This window comes from Flavobacterium saliperosum, assembly GCF_900100625.1.
Lineage (GTDB): Bacteria > Bacteroidota > Bacteroidia > Flavobacteriales > Flavobacteriaceae > Flavobacterium > Flavobacterium saliperosum.
Genome location: NZ_FMTY01000004.1, coordinates 183,386 through 201,669 on the forward strand (window position 1 = coordinate 183,386; position 18,284 = coordinate 201,669).

General features: G+C 41.1%; 17 protein-coding genes. 7 read left to right on the plus strand and 10 right to left on the minus strand.

Going from position 1 to position 18,284, the window contains the following annotated elements:
* Positions 1–20 precede the first annotated feature (20 nt).
* The gene (locus BLQ05_RS13665; protein ID WP_023576067.1) at positions 21–1,073 is read left to right on the plus strand and encodes a T9SS type A sorting domain-containing protein; all 1,053 of its coding nucleotides are present in this window, start codon (positions 21–23) and stop codon (positions 1,071–1,073) included.
* Between the two features lie 70 nt (positions 1,074–1,143).
* Complete coding sequence (locus BLQ05_RS09455) at positions 1,144–2,124, plus strand: LuxE/PaaK family acyltransferase (protein WP_023576068.1); 981 nt, start codon at positions 1,144–1,146, stop codon at positions 2,122–2,124.
* Here BLQ05_RS09455 and tyrS read toward each other — a convergent pair.
* Positions 2,117–3,406, minus strand: a complete 1,290-nt coding sequence (tyrS, locus tag BLQ05_RS09460) for a tyrosine--tRNA ligase (RefSeq protein ID WP_023576069.1) — start codon at positions 3,404–3,406, stop codon at positions 2,117–2,119. The two genes, BLQ05_RS09455 and tyrS, sit on opposite strands and share 8 nt — an antisense overlap.
* Before the next feature lie 187 nt (positions 3,407–3,593).
* Here tyrS and BLQ05_RS09465 point away from each other — a divergent pair, with 187 nt between their 5' ends.
* Positions 3,594–4,598, plus strand: coding sequence for an NAD-dependent epimerase/dehydratase family protein (locus tag BLQ05_RS09465; RefSeq protein WP_023576071.1), 1,005 nt, complete (start codon positions 3,594–3,596; stop codon positions 4,596–4,598).
* Here BLQ05_RS09465 and BLQ05_RS09470 read toward each other — a convergent pair.
* Genes BLQ05_RS09470 through BLQ05_RS09480 form a run of 3 tightly spaced genes read right to left on the minus strand, consistent with a single transcriptional unit; the run spans position 4,564 to position 7,022 of the window.
* The gene (locus BLQ05_RS09470; RefSeq protein ID WP_023576072.1) at positions 4,564–4,953 is read right to left on the minus strand and encodes a DUF4296 domain-containing protein; all 390 of its coding nucleotides are present in this window, start codon (positions 4,951–4,953) and stop codon (positions 4,564–4,566) included. The genes BLQ05_RS09465 and BLQ05_RS09470 overlap by 35 nt on opposite strands.
* Position 4,954: 1 nt before the next feature.
* A complete protein-coding gene (locus BLQ05_RS09475) occupies positions 4,955–6,295 on the minus strand; it encodes a dihydroorotase (protein ID WP_023576073.1) in 1,341 nt (446 codons plus the stop codon).
* Between the two features lie 4 nt (positions 6,296–6,299).
* The gene (locus BLQ05_RS09480; RefSeq protein ID WP_023576074.1) at positions 6,300–7,022 is read right to left on the minus strand and encodes a polyprenol monophosphomannose synthase; all 723 of its coding nucleotides are present in this window, start codon (positions 7,020–7,022) and stop codon (positions 6,300–6,302) included.
* Positions 7,023–7,217: 195 nt separating this feature from the next.
* Between BLQ05_RS09480 and BLQ05_RS09485 the strand changes: the two genes are divergently transcribed.
* Positions 7,218–7,883, plus strand: a complete 666-nt coding sequence (locus BLQ05_RS09485) for a DUF4271 domain-containing protein (RefSeq protein ID WP_023576075.1) — start codon at positions 7,218–7,220, stop codon at positions 7,881–7,883.
* Positions 7,884–7,905: 22 nt separating this feature from the next.
* Complete coding sequence (locus BLQ05_RS09490; RefSeq protein WP_023576076.1) at positions 7,906–8,664, plus strand: uroporphyrinogen-III synthase; 759 nt, start codon at positions 7,906–7,908, stop codon at positions 8,662–8,664.
* Positions 8,665–8,867: 203 nt separating this feature from the next.
* Here BLQ05_RS09490 and pckA read toward each other — a convergent pair whose 3' ends face one another.
* Together pckA and BLQ05_RS09500 are read right to left on the minus strand one after the other, a co-directional pair.
* Positions 8,868–10,481 (minus strand): phosphoenolpyruvate carboxykinase (ATP), encoded by a 1,614-nt coding sequence (pckA, locus tag BLQ05_RS09495; RefSeq protein WP_035654330.1) that lies wholly within the window; start codon positions 10,479–10,481, stop codon positions 8,868–8,870.
* 78 nt (positions 10,482–10,559) lie between these two features.
* Positions 10,560–10,949 (minus strand): DUF423 domain-containing protein, encoded by a 390-nt coding sequence (locus BLQ05_RS09500; RefSeq protein WP_023576078.1) that lies wholly within the window; start codon positions 10,947–10,949, stop codon positions 10,560–10,562.
* 124 nt (positions 10,950–11,073) lie between these two features.
* Between BLQ05_RS09500 and BLQ05_RS09505 the strand changes: the two genes are divergently transcribed.
* Positions 11,074–12,426: a saccharopine dehydrogenase family protein gene (locus BLQ05_RS09505; RefSeq protein WP_023576079.1), complete on the plus strand. Its 1,353-nt coding sequence runs from the start codon at positions 11,074–11,076 to the stop codon at positions 12,424–12,426.
* 31 nt (positions 12,427–12,457) lie between these two features.
* On the opposite strand, the gene BLQ05_RS09510 is transcribed toward BLQ05_RS09505, so the two are convergent.
* A complete protein-coding gene (locus tag BLQ05_RS09510) occupies positions 12,458–13,084 on the minus strand; it encodes a hypothetical protein (protein WP_035654278.1) in 627 nt (208 codons plus the stop codon).
* A gap of 181 nt (positions 13,085–13,265) precedes the next feature.
* Between BLQ05_RS09510 and BLQ05_RS09515 the strand changes: the two genes are divergently transcribed.
* A complete protein-coding gene (locus tag BLQ05_RS09515) occupies positions 13,266–13,736 on the plus strand; it encodes an Lrp/AsnC family transcriptional regulator (RefSeq protein ID WP_023576081.1) in 471 nt (156 codons plus the stop codon).
* Between the two features lie 223 nt (positions 13,737–13,959).
* On the opposite strand, the gene BLQ05_RS09520 is transcribed toward BLQ05_RS09515, so the two are convergent.
* The 3 genes from BLQ05_RS09520 to BLQ05_RS09530 all read right to left on the minus strand — a co-directional run bounded on the left by BLQ05_RS09520 (position 13,960) and on the right by BLQ05_RS09530 (position 18,234).
* The gene (locus BLQ05_RS09520; protein ID WP_023576082.1) at positions 13,960–14,655 is read right to left on the minus strand and encodes a zinc metallopeptidase; all 696 of its coding nucleotides are present in this window, start codon (positions 14,653–14,655) and stop codon (positions 13,960–13,962) included.
* A gap of 110 nt (positions 14,656–14,765) precedes the next feature.
* Entirely contained in the window at positions 14,766–14,951 is a 186-nt protein-coding gene (locus BLQ05_RS09525) for a hypothetical protein (RefSeq protein ID WP_023576083.1), read from the minus strand.
* A gap of 298 nt (positions 14,952–15,249) precedes the next feature.
* On the minus strand, positions 15,250–18,234 hold the full coding sequence (locus tag BLQ05_RS09530; protein WP_023576084.1) for a leucine--tRNA ligase: 2,985 nt from the start codon (positions 18,232–18,234) through the stop codon (positions 15,250–15,252).
* Positions 18,235–18,284 lie beyond the last annotated feature (50 nt).

The following is an 18,284-nucleotide window of genomic DNA, read 5'->3' on the forward strand; positions in this document are numbered from 1 at the left end:
TGTAACAAAAAAATACTTTTATGAGAAAAATTTACATTTTATTACTTGTCCTGACTTCCTCATTATCGTTTGCACAAACCCTAATCTACGAAGGTTTTGATTTTCCTGCCGGAAGCAATGTGGGAGGAACAGCTACTACAAATGACGGCGTTATCAATAACAACTGGGCTACGCACAGTACTTCAAATGCAAGTCCAATTGAAGTGATTTCCGGTAACCTTTCTTATGCCGGCATAGCGCCATCAACAGGAAACAAAATCCTTTTACCGGGAAGCAATGCCACAACCCCAAGAGACATCAACAGAGGTTTCACCACCACAACTACCACGCTATATTATTCTGCACTAATTAACATTATCGATAATACACAATTGTCGACAGCCACAACATTAACAGGAACTAACAGTTATTTCATGTCCTTCGGGAATTCCAGCGGCGCTTCAGTCAATCAATTGGCGGGTCGATTGGCTGCCGTATCTACAAATTCAGGCGCGAACTACCAATTATTAATCCAAAACAACTCTTCTGGATCAACCCCACCATATACGGCAAATCCAGTCGATTTAACGTATGGCACCACCTATTTGGTTGTGGTGAAAGTAGAGAAAGCCGTAGACAATTCAACAACAGCTACCTTATGGGTGAATCCTTCAAGTCTGGGTGGCGCAGAACCAGCCGGTGGCATTGTAAACAATGCGGGTACTTCAACTTCATTTAACGGTTTTGCATCAATTACTTTAAGAAATGCTTCTGCCACGCCAAAAGTGGAAATTGACGAGATTAAAGTCGGAACCACTTATGCCGATGTTACTTCTTTGGTCTTAGGTGTAAAAGAAAACAACATCGCCGGCTTAAAAGTATATCCTAACCCGGTTGTTGACGGGAAATTATTCATCTCATCCGATCTTAATTCAGAAAGAAACATAACTATTTACGACGTAACCGGAAAACAGGTTTTCAACACCACCACTTCAAGCGAGTTAGTAAACGTTTCCAGCTTAAATGCAGGAGTTTATGTAGTTAAAATCATCGAAGAAGGAAAAACGGCAACCAGAAAATTGGTCATCAAATAATTCCTTTTTTACACTTATAAAGAAAGCATCAGCGAAAGTTGGTGCTTTTTTATTTTTGTACATTTGCCACATGGTATCTACGTCCGACATATTTCACATTGCTTCCAAAAAAGAGTTTGAGAAAATTACCCTCAAAGTGTTTCGTCATCAATATGACAACAATTTGGTGTACCAAAACTTTTGCAATTTGCTAAAGAAAAACAAAACGAACGTGAAATCGATTGCTGAAATTCCGTTTTTACCGATACAGTTTTTCAAATCGCACGAGGTTATCAGTTCCACCGAACCGGTTCAGATTACCTTTACCAGCAGCGGCACCACCGGAACCAACACCAGTCATCATTTGGTAACCGACCTGAAGTATTACGAAGAAAGTTTCCGCCTGGGCTTTTCTCAATTTTACGGAAACATTGAAAATTATGTGGTTTTGGCATTGCTTCCTTCCTATTTGGAACGCGAAGGATCTTCCCTAATTTACATGGTGGAAGATTTAATTGAACGCTCCAACCAACCGGAAAGCGGTTTTTACCTGCACAATTACGACGAACTGACCGAAAAGCTGATCGCTTTAGACCAATCCGGTCAAAATGTAATCCTGATTGGCGTAACCTATGCGTTATTGGATTTGATTGAGCAACAAAACTTCCAACTGAAGAATACCATCCTCATGGAAACCGGAGGCATGAAAGGCAAGCGCAAGGAAATCATCCGTGAGGAATTGCACGACATCTTATGCAAAGGTTTTGGCGTTTCCAAAATCCATTCCGAATACGGTATGACGGAACTGCTTTCGCAAGCCTATTCGTTAGGTGACGGCGTTTTCGAATGTCCGCCCTGGATGGAAATCCTCATTCGCGACACAGAAGATGCTTTAAGCTACGTTTCCGAAGGAAAAACCGGCGGCATCAACGTGATTGACTTGGCCAACTTTAACTCCTGCTCGTTCATCGCTACGCAGGATTTGGGAAAAAAATATCCCAACCATTCTTTCGAAGTGTTGGGACGTTTTGATAATTCGGATATTCGGGGTTGTAACCTGATGGTTATTTAACCTTGATCACATAATAATTTTTCTTTCCTTTCTGCAACAATAGAAACTGATTGTTGATTAAATCCTTCGGAGAAATCATATAGTCTTCCGCTACTTTTTCTTTGTTTAAAGAAATCGCATTTTGTTTCAATTCTCTTCGGGCATCGCTGTTTGAAGCTAAGAAGTTTGTTTTTGCGGCTAATGCGGCAATCATATCCAAACCTGCATTCAAATCATCCATAGAAATTTCCGCTTGCGGCACACCATCAAAAACTTCCAGGAACGTTTTCTCATCTAACTTTTTCAATTCATCCATACTCGGACTAAAGAAAGCACTCGAAGCCGCAATAGCATTATCCAGATCTTCCTGCGAATGTACCATCACCGTGATTTCTTCGGCCAAACGTTTCTGTAACACTCTCAAATGAGGCGCTTCATTATGTTCTGCAATTAGTTTTTCAATCGTTTCTTTGTCTAAGAACGTGAAAATTTTGATGTATTTCTCCGCATCGGCATCCGACGTGTTCAACCAATATTGATAGAATTTATACGGAGACGTTCTTTCGGCATCCAACCAGATGTTACCGCCTTCCGATTTACCAAATTTAGAACCATCCGCTTTGGTAATTAACGGGCACGTTAACGCGTAGGCTTTTCCACCCTCAATACGACGCACCAATTCCGTTCCCGTGGTAATATTGCCCCACTGGTCACTTCCACCCATTTGCAACGTACATTTTTTGGCGCGGTACAAATGTAAAAAGTCGTAACCCTGTACCAATTGATAGGTAAATTCCGTGAAAGACATGCCTTCCGCCGTTTCACCGGATAATCGCTTCTTTACCGAATCTTTGGCCATCATGTAATTCACCGTAATGTGTTTGCCGACATCACGAATGAAATCCAAAAATGAAAACGTTTTCATCCAATCGTAATTGTTGACTAACTCGGCCGCATTGGGCGCATCGGAAGTGAAATCCAAAAATCGCGCTAACTGTCCTTTAATCGCCTCCTGATTGTGACGCAACGTAGCTTCATCCAACAAGTTTCTTTCGTTTGATTTTCCGGAAGGATCACCAATCATTCCCGTTGCACCACCTACCAGCGCCAACGGTTTGTGTCCGCTTAACTGAAAATGTTTCAACAACATTACCCCCACCAAGTGTCCTATATGCAATGAATCCGCTGTTGGGTCAATTCCCACATACGCCACGCGCATCTGTTCCATCAAATGTTCTTCCGTGCCCGGCATTACGTCGTGGAGCATTCCTCTCCAAGTCACTTCTTCAATAAAATTTTTCATCTGTATACTCAATTTACTTACGTCGGTTCCGCCATTAAGGCTTCGTGAGCACAAAGATAAAATTTATTGTGGATTATTTCATCTATTCGCTTTCGCTCGGGTCGGGTATTTGTTTGTCCGGGAATTTACCGCATCGGTTCTTCAAAAAAAAAGACAATTCCTGATTCATAATTCGTAATTTCGCCATATGATATTAGTTACAGGCGGAACCGGTTTGGTAGGAGCGCATCTGCTGCTGCATTTACTTCAGGAAAATGAAGCCGTTCGTGCCATCTATCGTAGTGAATCATCGGTTGAAAAGACAAAAAACCTTTTCCGGATGGAGAATCAAATCGCTTTATTTGATAAAATCGAGTGGATGGAAGCGGATATTACCGACATTCCCGCTCTGGAAAAAGCGTTTGAAAACGTTACCCATGTTTATCATTGTGCGGCGCTGATTTCGTTTGACACCCACGACGAAGAAAAACTAAGAAAAACCAATATCGAAGGCACCGCCAATGTGGTCAACTGCTGTATTGATTTCAACGTAAAAAAAATATGTCATGTGAGTTCCATTGCGGCTTTGGGTGATGTGAAAGAAGGAGAAACCGTCATTACAGAAGAAACCGAATGGAATCCGGAAAAAAATCACGGCGATTATGCCCTAACCAAATACGGCGCCGAAACGGAAGTCTGGAGAGCCTCCCAGGAAGGTTTGGACATTGTGATTGTGAACCCGGGCGTAATTTTCGGAAAGGGATTCGGCACTGCCGGCAGCGGATTGCTTTTACAGAAAATCCAAAACGGGTTTCCTTTTTACACCAAAGGTTCTACCGGAATCACTTCGGTTGACGATGTGGTTGCTATTATGATCCAACTTATGAAAAGTCCGATTTCCGGAGAACGGTTTACCATCGTTTCTGAAAACATTACCCTTCAGAATCTGCTGAATAGTATTGCCGATGCCATGCAGAAAAAAAGGCCTTACCTTTATGCAAGACCCTATATGACTTCTCTATATTGGCGAATCGACTGGTTGTTGTCTAAGCTGTTCTTCAAAAAGCAAACATTTACCAGAGCGACTTCAAAATCATCGCATTCACTTGAAACGTATGACAATTCAAAAGTTATTTCCCAGCTGAATTATGCGTTCCGTCCCATGAGAGAATGCCTGATTACTGTATCGCAGGCGCATCGGAAGGCGCAATAGTTTTTCCTGTTTCCTTCAAGGACTGTTGGTTAAGCGCTTCTTTTTGGGCGGCTATTTTTTCGGAAACTTTCTTGAATAATTTTTGATAATTATGAGGGTCGGAGGCATAGTAGCGATTACTCTGTGCAAAAGAAGCGCTGTCAATATTGTACTTCTTGTAAATCATCTCGTTCACCTTTATTTCATTTTGCGAAAAAACGATTGGATTGTTTGATTCTGCCGATTGGATTAGTGCCAACTCATACAGGATGTCCACCATCACCTCTTTTTCAATAAGATTTTCCGGTTTTTCCACTGCGCCGTTTCCACAACCGAAAACGAAAAGCAAAACAAATAGTACACTTATTCTCTTCATCTTATCTTTCAAATAATAAACGTTGTCCGAAATGGGCTTCCTTCACTTTCGCATTGGCATACACCAACTGTCCGTTTACAAAAGTATGGGAAATTCTCGATTTAAAATTCGTCCCTTCCATAGGTGACCATCCGCATTTATACAGGATATTGTCTTTATTAACCGTCCAAGGTAACGCCGTATTAACGATGGCCAAATCCGCATAGTATCCTTCACGGATAAAGCCCCTTTTTTCTATTTTGAAAATTTTAGCCGGATTGTGCGCCATTTTCTCCACGATTTTTTCTACGGAAATTTTTCCCTGCAAATGCGCTTCAAACATGGCGACCACAGAATGTTGCACTAACGCCCCCCCCGAAGGTGCACTCGTGTAGGGATTTTGTTTTTCTTCCCAGGTATGAGGTGCGTGATCGGTTGCGATAACGTCGATACGGTCATCCAATAAGGCTTTCCAAAGTCCGTCTTTATCCGCTTGCGTTTTTACAGCCGGATTCCATTTGATTAAGGTGCCTTTCGTTTCGTAATCCGCATCGGTAAACCAAAGATGGTGTACACAAACTTCCGCGGTGATTTTTTTATCTTCCAACGGAATTTTGTTCGTAAACAGTTCGGTTTCTTTTGCGGTGGAAACATGGAAAATATGCAATCGTGCACCGGTTTTTTTCGCCAATTCGATCGCTTTTGAAGACGATAAATAACACGCCTCTTCACTGCGGATCAAATGATGAAACTTCATTGGAATAGCATCGCCGTATTCGGCTTTGTAACGTTCCAGATTGGCTTTTATGGTAGCTTCGTCTTCGCAATGCACTGCGATTAACATTGGCGTACTTGAGAAAATCTTTTCCAGTACCTCTTCGTTATCCACCAGCATATTTCCGGTCGAAGAACCTAAAAACAATTTGATTCCCGCCACATTACGTGGGTTCGTTTTTAAAACTTCCTCCAGATTATCGTTGGTTCCGCCCATCATGAACGAATAATTCGCAAACGATGTACGGGAAGCGATTTCATATTTCTGCTCCAACAATTCCTGCGTAACCGCATTGGGAACGGTATTGGGCTGTTCGATAAATGAGGTTACTCCTCCGGCCACCGCGGCACGGGATTCGGATGCGATATCGCCTTTATGGGTGAGACCCGGTTCGCGAAAGTGCACCTGGTCGTCGATAGCACCGGGAATCAGATAATTCCCTTCGGCATCAATGACCTGAGAAATAGATGATTTATGACTGATGTCGGTGCCTATTTCTTTTATGAATTCGCCTTCAATCAGTACATCGCCTTCAAAAATTACCCCCTCATTTACAATCTTCGCATTCTTAATTAACGTTGAATTCATTCTATTATAGTGTATTGAATATTTTTTTTAATCGCAATGTAATCACTCCGAATATGGCTTCTTTAATAATGGCATTGCTCATTTTAGACTGTCCTTTGGTACGGTCGGTGAAGATAATCGGCACTTCGACAATTTTGAATTTATTGACAAACGTTCGGTATTTCATCTCAATCTGAAACGCATACCCGATGAATTTTATCTTATCCAGATTGATGGTTTCCAACACGTTTCGCTTATAACAAACAAAACCGGCGGTGGCATCATGAATTTTCATTCCCATGATAAAATCAACATACACCGAAGCAAAATACGACATCAAAACGCGATTAAGCGGCCAGTTGACCACATTCACTCCCGTTACGTAACGCGACCCGATGGCCATATCCGCTCCGTTAACACAAGCTTCATATAAACGTTCCAAATCCTTAGGGTTATGGGAAAAATCGGCATCCATTTCAAAGATATAGTCGAAACCGTTTTGTAAAGCCCATTTAAAACCATGAACGTAAGCCGTTCCCAAACCCGCTTTTCTAGCTCTCTTTTCAAGGTGCAATCGTTCGGGAAATTCACGCTGCAGTTCCTCCACTTTTTGGGCTGTTCCGTCGGGCGAATTATCGTCTACTATTAAAACATGGAAAGGAGTGCTCAGGGCAAATACGGCACGAACAATGCCTTCTATGTTTTCTATTTCATTATAAGTAGGAATAATAACTACGCCTCTGCTCATTTTACTCTAAATTTACGTGCAAAAATACATTATTTCTAACGGTGGATTCACAATAAAATTATAATAAATTTACAACAAATCGCGATTGTATGTTTTTAACGGTATTCCTTTCAATCCGATGATTCTCTTTATTTCTGCCTGTCAGCGAAACAAGATGTACAATTCACATTAAAAATTAGTATTTTTACCTCCGCTATGATGGATTTAGTATTTAACGAGAGAATAATCGAAAATAAAGATTGGGCAACGGTATTGTTTGTCCTGTGTTTTACTTTGATAGCAGTTAATCGTGCCGTTTTTGAAGTACGTTTCGCCGAATTCATTCGCATTGCGATTTCAGACAAATACCTTAAAATTTACAAAGACAGTGGTAACATGAACAGTTGGTTTACCATTTCCATGTTTTTTGTCCAATTGATTTCGTTTTCTTTTTTAATACAGTTAACGCTCAGTTATTTCGGCTACACCACCAAAACGAATTGGATTTCCTATATCCAGATTATCACTTTATTAGGGGTTTTTATTCTTTCGAAATACCTGATTGAGAAAATTATCGCCACCACTTTCAATATTGAAGAATTCAACGAACAGTTTAATTTACAGAAAGTGAATTACCGGACCTATGTCGGATTGTTGGTTTTACCGCTGAACGTTTTGCTTTTCTATAACGATTTCTTGTCAAAAACACTGCTTCTCGTTATTATTTCTATCATTTTGATAATTAACATGATAACATACTTCTTTTCATTAAAGAATTATCAAAACTTAATTCTGAGTAAGTTCTTTTATTTTATTTTGTATCTTTGCGCACTTGAAATAGCGCCCTATTATTTCATGTACTATTGGTTTACAAAAAGTTAGAATAATTGATTTTATTTAAAATATGAAAGTGAAAACTATCTTGGTTTCTCAACCAGAGCCTAAAGTGGAGAATTCACCGTACTTTGAGCTTCAGCAAAAACTGAAAATTAAAGTTGACTTTAGGCCTTTTATTCACGTAGAGGGCGTTTCGGCCAAAGAAGTCCGCGCACAGAAAATCGACCTGAACAATTTCACGGCGATTATCCTAACCAGCAAAAACTCGGTAGATCACTTCTTCAGAGTCGCAGAGGAAATGCGCTACAAAGTGCCGGAAGATTTGAAATATTTTTGCCAGTCGGAAGCCATCGCTTTCTATTTACAGAAGTATGTAGTCTACAGAAAACGTAAAATTTATGTGGGTCAGAAAGACTTTGTCGATTTGTCGCCACTTATTAAAAAATACAAGGACGAGAAATTCCTTTTACCATCATCCGACCAATTGAATGCGGATATCCCACAAACCTTAAACGCCTTAAAAGTAAACTGGTTACCAGGAACTTTCTACAAAACCGTAATGAGTGATCTTTCCGATTTAAAAGACGTATATTATGATGTTTTGGCGTTTTTCAGTCCGACAGGAATCAAGTCGTTATTTAAAAACTTCCCTGATTTCGTTCAGAACAACACCCGTATCGCCGTTTTCGGAAGTACCACCCAAAAAGAAGCCTTGGAACACGGTTTAAGAGTCGACATCATGGCGCCAACACCGGAAACACCTTCGATGACCATGGCTTTGGAAAAATACATTATTAAAGCTAATAAAGAATCTAAGGACAAATAACTTTACTTTTTATATTGAAAAAGCAGCCGTTTGGCTGCTTTTTTTTATTTCCAAATGACATTTGCAAATTCGCAGATTGAAAAAGCAATGAATAAATCAGTAAATTTGTGGCGGTATACTTACTTTAAAATTTAGCATATCCGTTTTAAACAAAAAAAATCCCAACCTTTCGATTGGGATCCTTATATCAATACTGTTTATTTTTATAATTGAGGTCCTGCATTCACAAGATTCTTGCCTTCCTCATTATCCGTATACTGAACGAAGTTTTTGATAAATCTTCTCGCCAAATCCTCTGCTTTTGCAGTCCATTCGGAAGCCTCCGCATACGTATTTCTTGGATCAAGGATTTCCGTATTTACCCCTTCCAAAGCCGTTGGTACTTCCAAGTTGAAGATTGGAACGATTTGCGTATCCGCTTTCTCCAATGAACCGTCTAAGATTCTGTCGATGATGGCACGCGTGTCTTTAATTGAAATACGTTTTCCTGTTCCGTTCCAGCCTGTATTCACCATATAAGCCGTTGCATTGTGTTCTTCCATTTTCTTCACCAATTCTTCCCCGTATTTTGTTGGGTGCAAACACAAGAATGCCTTGCCAAAACACGCAGAGAACGTTGGCTCCGGTTGTGTCACCCCTCTTTCCGTTCCTGCTAATTTAGCCGTGAAACCAGATAAGAAATAGTATTTTGTTTGTTCCGGAGTCAATTTGGAAACCGGTGGCATTACTCCGAAAGCATCTGCCGTTAAGAAGATCACTTTTGAAGCGTGACCTGCTTTGGAAACCGGTTTTACAATATTTTCAATATGATCGATAGGATATGAAACACGTGTGTTTTGTGTCACGGAACCGTCTTTAAAATCAATTTTACCGTCAGCATCCAGAGTAACATTCTCAAGCAATGCATTTCTTCTGATGGCTCCGTAAATATCCGGTTCATTTTCTTTGCTTAAATCGATGGTTTTGGCATAACAACCGCCTTCGAAATTGAAAACCCCGTCGTTATCCCATCCGTGCTCATCGTCTCCGATTAATTCACGTTTCGGATCGGTTGACAAGGTTGTTTTTCCTGTTCCGGACAAGCCGAAGAATACCGCAACATCACCGTCTTTCCCTTTATTGGCAGAACAGTGCATGGAAGCAATTCCTCTTAACGGAAGGTAGTAGTTCATCATGGAGAACAAACCTTTTTTCATTTCTCCACCGTACCACGTTCCTCCAATTAACTGGATTTTCTCGGTAAGGTTGAACGCCACATATACTTCCGAATTTAATCCGTGCGCCGCATAGTCTTTGAAACTGGTTTTGGAACCGTTCATTACAATAAAATCAGGCTCACCGAAGTTTTCCAATTCTGCCTCCGTAGGACGAATGAACATGTTTTTTACGAAATGTGCCTGCCAGGCCACTTCCATAATGAAACGTACTTTCAAACGGGTATCTTCATTGGCGCCGCAAAAAGCATCCACCACAAATAATCGTTTTCCTGAAAGCTGCTTCACCGTAGTTTCTTTTAAAGCATTCCAGGTATCCTGTGTAATTGGCTTGTTATCGTTTACTGCTTTTTCAGAAGTCCACCAAATCGTATCTTTGGTAACATCATCTTTTACAATATATTTATCTTTAGGAGATCTTCCCGTGAATACACCAGTCATTACATTTACTGCGCCAAGTTCAGACAACTGCCCTTTCTCATACCCTTCCAACGCAGGATTCAGCTCTTCATTATACAAGAAATCAAATGACGGATTGTAGACAATTTCAACTGTGTTATTAATTCCGTATTTCTCTAATGAAATTGTTTTGGTAACATTCATAATTAAAATGTGTTGTTTGTTTGTTTTTAAGAACGCAAAAATAAAAAAATTTAATTTCAGATAGGTTTTTTTAACCAATTATTCTGTTTTTTTACCCTGAATTTTAGCAAAAAGCACTATCCACGCCGAAATCATTAACAGCCCTCCAATCGGTGTAATCGGACCGAGAAATTTCACGTTAAGAGATGCGAGTGAAGCGGTTGCCAAAAGATAGATGGATCCCGAAAAGAAAAGCACACCAACAGCTGTCAACCAAAGAATTGTTTTCTTGGTTTTCCCGTCAATCAAACCTGTTGTCCCCACAAAAAGAAGAAACAACGCATGATACATCTGATATCGGACACCGGTTTCAAAAGTAATCAGCTCCGTTTCACTTAAAACCTCTTTCAAGCCGTGTGCTCCGAAAGCGCCTAAGACAATAGCCACTGCCCCCATAAAAGCAGCGACACCAATGATTTTTTTATCCATAATTTCAAATTATGCCCAAAGTTAGCACAATTTAAAAGTTAAATAATGAAACTTATCTTGTTTTCTGCTTCCAAAGAATATAACAAATTCTTATTTTCGTGGACTTTTTAAAACATACCTCATCATGAGAAATATTCTGATTATCGGAGCGGGTCGTTCGGCGTCTTCGCTTATTAAATACCTGTTGGAAAAATCGGAAAGTGAAAACCTGCATCTTACCATTGGCGATTTGTCTTTGGAATTGGCGCAGAAAAAAACACAAAACCATACAAATGCCACGGCTATCGCATTAGACATCTTTAACGAAACCCAGCGCAGAGAAGAAATTCAGAAAGCGGACATCGTAATTTCGATGTTGCCCGCGCATTTACATATTGAGGTAGCCAAAGACTGTATTACTTACAAAAAACACATGGTTACGGCTTCTTACATTTCCGATGCCATGCAGGAATTGGATGCAGCGGCAAAAGCAAACAACCTGATTTTCATGAATGAAATCGGACTTGATCCGGGAATCGACCATTTGAGCGCTATGAAAGTGATTGATGAGATTCGTGAAAAAGGCGGAAAAATGATTTTATTCGAATCGTTCTGTGGTGGTTTGGTTGCTCCGGAATCGGATACCAATCTTTGGAATTACAAATTTACCTGGGCCCCAAGAAATGTGGTTTTGGCCGGACAGGGCGGCGCTGCCAAATTCATTCAGGAAGGCAAATACAAATACATTCCGTACAACAAATTGTTCCGAAGAACTGAGTTTCTTGAAGTGGATGGCTACGGAAGATTCGAAGGGTATGCCAACCGCGATTCGTTAAAATACCGAAGCGTTTACGGATTGAACGATGCATCAACGGTTTTCAGAGGCACAATTCGTCGTGTAGGGTACTCCAAAGCCTGGGACATGTTCGTGCAATTGGGCATGACGGACGATTCGTATGTTATTGACGATTCGGAAACCATGAGCTACCGAGAATTCATCAATTTATTTTTACCGTATCATCCAACGGATTCCGTGGAAATCAAATTGCGTCACCAACTGAAAATCGATCAGGATGATGTGATGTGGGACAAGTTACTGGAACTGGATTTGTTCAACCCAAATAAGATTGTAGGTCTGAAAAACGCGACTCCGGCACAAATTCTGGAGAAAATTTTAACCGACAGCTGGTCGTTACAACCCGACGACAAGGACATGATCGTAATGTACCACAAATTCGGATACGAATTGAACGGCGTGAAAAAACAAATCGATGCCACCATGGTTTGCCTTGGCGACGACCAAACGTATACCGCAATGGCCAAAACGGTAGGATTACCCGTAGCGATGGCAACCTTACAAATCCTGAACGGCAACATCAAAACACCGGGTGTGCAATTACCGTTAAACAAAGAAGTGTATCTTCCTATTTTAAAAGAGCTTGAGGAATACGGTGTGATTTTCCATGAAAAAGAAGTCGAATACAAAGGCTATAAATAAAAAAATCCCCCGCTTGTAACGGGGGATTTTTTTATGAGGCTTCTGCCATTTTCTTTTGTTTGATGATTTCGTCCTGAAGCTGGCGTCTCAGTTTCTGCTCTCTTTCGATGGCATTGCGCTTAAAGGTCTCCAACTCGTCTTCCACTTCGGTTAATATGGTTTTTGAATTCTTGGTAATCTCGTTTGCTTTTTTGAATCGAATGGCAGAAAAAATTACGGTGATCAGCAATGTTAACACCAACGACCACATGATGGCATGATACAGATTCTTGTCGAGTTGCATTCCGAAAAACAGGAAAGTTTCATTGGATGTATCGGACGCTACAACCTTAGCATTGGCTGCCGCCACGTCGCTTTTCAGTTTCTTTATCTCGGAGTTCTTGTTTTCGATGATGGTTCTGGCATCGGATAAGTCGTTTTCGTTTCGGGAAAGCAGGGTCATTACATCGGAATGCAATTCTTCCAAAGCCACCTTCTTAACCAGCTTCACATCGTTGTAATTGGCAGAGTTGACCAAAATCTGACTCATTTGATTTTCCAGTGCTTTTTTGGTAATCGGCTTTTCGGGAACCGCCTCAATATTCTGGGCCGTTGCCGCAACACCGTTCAACAGTGAAACCATCACTGCAAAAACTAATTTAAAAATTGAATTTTTCATTTTACTAGATTTGGGGTTAGTAGTAAATTGACACTAAATTGAAATTGCTTCACGGATAACGAAACATTCCTTACTATATAGATGCGTAATTTTTTACACTTTTAAAAAATTTGAACCTTTAACTAAAAATTATGACTATATTTAAATCGTTAAAGCTATAATAACTTTCATATTATCAACAATGAAACTAAATCACTTACAAATAGAAATCGACGGTATTGACAAACAGATCCTGCGCGACCTGATGGAAGACGCCCGAAAACCCATTTTACAGATTGCCAACAAAATCGGCATTTCCGGTGCCGCGATTCACCAGCGGTTGCGGAAGCTGGAACAGGCCGGCGTGATTTCGGGGTCGAAATTTGTGTTAAACACCAAGGTTTTGGGCTACAGCACGATGGCCTTTGTGGGGATTTATCTGGACAAAGCGGCGCGAAACCCGGAAGCAGTGAAAGAACTGAAAAAAATACCGGAAGTACTGGAATGCCATTACACCACCGGAAACTGGAGTATCTTAATTAAAATCATTTGTCGGGATAACGAACACTTGATGCAACTGCTGAACAAAAAAATCCAGGCGATTGACGGGGTGTCCCGAACGGAGACGTTTATATCGCTGGACCAACAGATTGAACGACAGATACAATTGTAATTTGGTTATTGGTGGATTTGGTTATTTGAAACGACACAAAAAGAAAAATGGTTTCCTACCTAGCCCCGATTGCAGTGTAAATTACCTTTGTCAAAGTTTTGAACTTTGACAAAGGTAATTGCAACGGAAAGCGGGAACAAGGACTGCAAAAAAGCCCAAACCTTCGCTCCAAAAAAAAAATCCGCTACTATGTAACGGATTTCATGCTTTATAAATACAGTGCTTATTCTCTTCTTCCGAAAACCTGCAGCGCCCAATACAACAGGGAAGCAACGGCACCCAAAGCGGCTACTACGTAGGTTCTGGCTGCCCATTTTAAGGCGTCTTCGGCTCCGGCATATTCTTCCTGACCTAACATGTTTTTGCTTTTGAGCCATGCCAACGCGCGGTTGCTCGCGTCATACTCCACCGGCAACGTAATCAGACTGAATACGGTAGCAATAGCCATTAAAACCAAACCGGCCACCGCCACATAAAATCCGATGGACGATTTTGCACCGATACCCAAAATCAACCCACCCATAATTAACCATTGGGATAACGAGGAAGACACATTGACCATCGGTACCATTTGCGAACGCATCGTTAACCATTGGTACGCCTGCGCGTGTTGCACCGCGTGACCGCATTCGTGCGCCGCTACCGCCGCCGCCGAAGCATTGCGTTGGTTGTAAACGCCTTCACTCAGATTCACGGTTTTGTTCGCCGGATTGTAATGGTCAGTTAGCATTCCCGGTGTGGAAATGACTTTTACATCGTAAATACCGTTGTCGGCCAACATTTTTTCGGCGATTTCGGCACCGGACATCCCGTTGCGCAAATGCACTTTCGAATACTTCGCGAACTTACTCTTTAATCGCGAACTCACCAAAAAACTCGCCAGCGCAATCGCGCCCAATAAAATATAATATCCTAACATAGTGTTTTTCTTTTTTACTTATTTAAGTTATGAAAGTTACTCAAATTACACGCCAAATTCAAATCTGACAGACGGTTAATGCAATTTTGACAGGTTAAAGTTTTATTAAATTAACGGCAAAGCGTGATGAAAGCGATAAGCTCCGTCGCTTCGTAATAGGTAAACGACACATTGATTACCTCATAGCCTTCTGCCGATTTCTTATTCAGAAAATGTTCCACTTCTTTGGACAGCTCTTCTTTCATTCCGCCAAAACCGGCCGATTTTTTCAAAATATGCACTTCGTGTTTCTTCATTTTTTTAGCTTTCTTATTATACGTAAAAACTGTAAAATGTTACAAAAGAAAAACCCAAATTCTTGTTAGAATTCGGGTTCGCTTTTTAAAACTTTTATTAAGCCGCAGATGCGCAGATTTTTTTTACTGATTTAAAAGTTATTAAACAACATCATAACCAAATCACAATAAATCGTTGTAGAATCAAATTTGGTAATTCCCTTTGAATTGTTTCAATTGTATATTTTTTCTCTATAAAAAACCCAATTAATAACTGGGTAATCCAACGAAAAAAATCTGCGAATCAGCGGTGAAAAACTTATCCAACCAAATTGATGATTTTCCCCGGAACGATAATTACTTTGTTTGGCGTTCTGCCTTGCAATTGTTGTTGTGTTCTTTCGTCGGCCATGACGATTTCCTCGATTTGGGCGGCGGATAAATCCAACGGCAACTTAATTGTGAAACGCATTTTTCCGTTGAAGGAAACCGGATATTCTTTTTCGCTTTCCACTAAATATTTCGCTTCAAAAATCGGGAAGGCTACGGTGGCGATGGATCCTTCGTGACCCAAGGCGCTCCATAATTCTTCGGCGATGTGTGGGGCGTATGGTGAAACCAGAATCGCTAACGGCTCCAAAATCGCACGGTGATGGCATTTTGCTTGTGCCAGTTCATTCACGCAAATCATGAATTGCGAAACCGAAGTGTTGAACGAGAAATTCTCGATGTCTTCGGTTACTTTTTTGATGGTTTTATGTAGCGATTTGTACATATCGGCGCTTGGCTCGTCGTTGGTTACGATGCAACCGTTATCGTCGAAATACAAACGCCATAGTTTTTTCAGGAAGCCGGATACTCCGGTAATTCCAGCCGTGTTCCAAGGTTTGGCCTGCTCTAATGGACCTAAGAACATTTCGTAAAGTCTCAACGTATCGGCGCCGTACTGCTCGCAGATGTCGTCCGGATTGACTACGTTGTATTTGGATTTGGACATTTTTTCCACTTCGCGACCTACGATGTATTTTCCGTTGTCTGTCATGAATTCAGCTCCTTCAAAATCCGAATAAAGAGGATGATTCAAAAATGCTTCAATATCTAATTCATTGGTAATATCATTAATAACTGATAAATCAACATGTATTGGACTAACACTTAACTCTAATTCGAAATCTTCTATATTTGAAACAACTTTTTGAAAAGAATTATTTTCAGGACTCATTTTAGCCACCTCAATATAAATTTCTTTTAATTTTTCTTGATCTTTTAGAATAGAATGAGAAACGACATATAATCTATCCAATAGATTGATTTTTAAATTCTCATTTTTCGATTTTGCATTAAAATCCTGAACTCTATACACAAACGCACTCATCCCCAAAATCATTCCCTGATTAATCAGTTTTTTGAACGGTTCTTCGGTTGGGGCAAAACCGCGGTCTTTCAGGAATTTATTCCAGAAACGGGAATACAATAAGTGACCGGTCGCGTGCTCGCTTCCGCCGATGTATAAATCCACGTTTTCCCAATATTGTAAGGCGTCCTGGCTGGCGAATTCGTTGTCGTTTTGTGCGTCCATGTAACGCATCCAGTACCACGAACTTCCTGCCCAACCCGGCATGGTGTTTAATTCTAAAGCGAAAACAGTTTGGTTGTCTATCTTTTCGTTGGCAACTACTACATTATTGACAGTATCCCAAGCCCAAACGGTAGCGTTACCTAATGGTGGCTGGCCGTCTTCGGTCGGTAAGTATTTTTCCACTTCCGGTAAAACGATTGGCAAGTGTTCTTTGGCAATCATTTGCGGTAAGCCGTTCACGTAATATACCGGGAACGGTTCGCCCCAATAACGTTGACGGGAAAACACCGCATCACGCAAACGGTAGTTCACTTTCGCTTTTCCGGCGCCGATGGCTTCCAATTGTTCGATTACTTTTTTCGTTCCGGTTTTGTAATCCAAACCGTTTAGGAAATCGGAGTTCACCAATTCGAAACCTTCTTTGGCTCCGAACGCTGCTTCCGAAATGTCCTGATTGAAAATATTTTTAATCGCCGGCATCCCGTGGGTGCCTTTGAAGAAATTGGCAAATGCATAATCTCTTTCGTCGCCGCAAGGTACTGCCATAACCGCCCCGGTTCCGTAGCCTGCCAACACGTAATCGCCAATCCAAACCGGAATCGGTTCTTTGGTGAATGGATGTTCGGCATAGGCTCCAGTGAAAACGCCGGAGATGGTTTTTACATCAGCCATACGCTCACGTTCCGAACGTTTTGCGGTGGCTTCCACATACGCTTCTACCGCTGCTTTTTGTTCCGGAGTGGTGATTTGTATCACCAATTCGTGTTCCGGCGCCAAGGTCATAAACGTTACCCCGAAAATCGTATCAGGACGGGTAGTAAATACTTCAATTACCTCATCATGATTTTTCAAGTTGAAAGTCACCGAAGCACCGACTGATTTTCCGATCCAGTTTCTTTGCGATTCTTTCAACGATTCGGTCCAGTCGATGGTCTCCAAACCTTGCAACAAACGTTCTGCATAAGCCGAAATGCGCATGGACCATTGGGTCATTTTTTTACGGATGACCGGATGACCGCCACGTTCGGAAACACCGTTTATGATTTCGTCGTTCGCTAAAACGGTTCCCAATGCCGGACACCAGTTTACTTCGGTTTCCGCCAGATAGGTTAATCTATATTGTAATAGGATTCTTTGTTGTGCTTCCGAGGAAAGCGCGTTCCATTCCGTTGCTGAAAAGGGTGTGATGTTGTCATCGCAAACGGCTTTCACATTAGCATTCCCTTCTTTTTCGAAAAGGGCTACCAATGTGGAAATGTCTTCGGCTTTATCCGAAGTGATGTTGTACCAGGAATTGAACAACTGAATGAAAATCCATTGGGTGTGTTTGTAGTAATCGGCATTCGAGGTACGCACTTCGCGACTCCAATCAAACGAGAAACCGATTTTATCCAACTGCTCGCGGTAACGGGCAATATTTTCTTTCGTGGTTGTATCGGGATGTTGCCCGGTTTGAATCGCATACTGCTCGGCCGGTAATCCGAACGAGTCGTAGCCTTGCGGATGCAACACATTGAATCCTTTATGACGTTTGAATCGCGCCACAATATCCGAGGCGATATACCCAAGCGGATGCCCAACATGCAATCCCGCTCCGGAAGGATAGGGAAACATGTCCAAAACATAATATTTTGGTTTATCGGAATTGTTTTGCGCGGCAAACGTTAGATTTTTTGCCCAATACTGTTGCCATTTGGCTTCGATTTCGTTGTGAAAATACTTCATTCTTTATGAGTTACTAAGTAACTGAGTTGCTGAGTTTATAAATAGTTCAA

Excerpts from the sequence above, each read along its gene's own strand:
- BLQ05_RS09455 (WP_023576068.1), top strand. The coding sequence starts at position 1,144 with ATGGTATCTACGTCCGACATATTTCACATTGCTTCCAAAAAAGAGTTT.
- BLQ05_RS09465 (WP_023576071.1), top strand. The coding sequence starts at position 3,594 with ATGATATTAGTTACAGGCGGAACCGGTTTGGTAGGAGCGCATCTGCTG.
- BLQ05_RS13665 (WP_023576067.1), top strand. The coding sequence starts at position 21 with ATGAGAAAAATTTACATTTTATTACTTGTCCTGACTTCCTCATTATCG.
- BLQ05_RS09500 (WP_023576078.1), bottom strand. The coding sequence starts at position 10,949 with ATGGATAAAAAAATCATTGGTGTCGCTGCTTTTATGGGGGCAGTGGCT.
- BLQ05_RS09520 (WP_023576082.1), bottom strand. The coding sequence starts at position 14,655 with ATGTTAGGATATTATATTTTATTGGGCGCGATTGCGCTGGCGAGTTTT.
- BLQ05_RS09525 (WP_023576083.1), bottom strand. The coding sequence starts at position 14,951 with ATGAAGAAACACGAAGTGCATATTTTGAAAAAATCGGCCGGTTTTGGC.
- BLQ05_RS09485 (WP_023576075.1), top strand. The coding sequence starts at position 7,218 with ATGATGGATTTAGTATTTAACGAGAGAATAATCGAAAATAAAGATTGG.
- pckA (WP_035654330.1), bottom strand. The coding sequence starts at position 10,481 with ATGAATGTTACCAAAACAATTTCATTAGAGAAATACGGAATTAATAAC.
- BLQ05_RS09530 (WP_023576084.1), bottom strand. The coding sequence starts at position 18,234 with ATGAAGTATTTTCACAACGAAATCGAAGCCAAATGGCAACAGTATTGG.
- BLQ05_RS09515 (WP_023576081.1), top strand. The coding sequence starts at position 13,266 with ATGAAACTAAATCACTTACAAATAGAAATCGACGGTATTGACAAACAG.
- BLQ05_RS09480 (WP_023576074.1), bottom strand. The coding sequence starts at position 7,022 with ATGAGCAGAGGCGTAGTTATTATTCCTACTTATAATGAAATAGAAAAC.
- BLQ05_RS09510 (WP_035654278.1), bottom strand. The coding sequence starts at position 13,084 with ATGAAAAATTCAATTTTTAAATTAGTTTTTGCAGTGATGGTTTCACTG.
- BLQ05_RS09470 (WP_023576072.1), bottom strand. The coding sequence starts at position 4,953 with ATGAAGAGAATAAGTGTACTATTTGTTTTGCTTTTCGTTTTCGGTTGT.
- BLQ05_RS09490 (WP_023576076.1), top strand. The coding sequence starts at position 7,906 with ATGAAAGTGAAAACTATCTTGGTTTCTCAACCAGAGCCTAAAGTGGAG.
- BLQ05_RS09505 (WP_023576079.1), top strand. The coding sequence starts at position 11,074 with ATGAGAAATATTCTGATTATCGGAGCGGGTCGTTCGGCGTCTTCGCTT.
- tyrS (WP_023576069.1), bottom strand. The coding sequence starts at position 3,406 with ATGAAAAATTTTATTGAAGAAGTGACTTGGAGAGGAATGCTCCACGAC.
- BLQ05_RS09475 (WP_023576073.1), bottom strand. The coding sequence starts at position 6,295 with ATGAATTCAACGTTAATTAAGAATGCGAAGATTGTAAATGAGGGGGTA.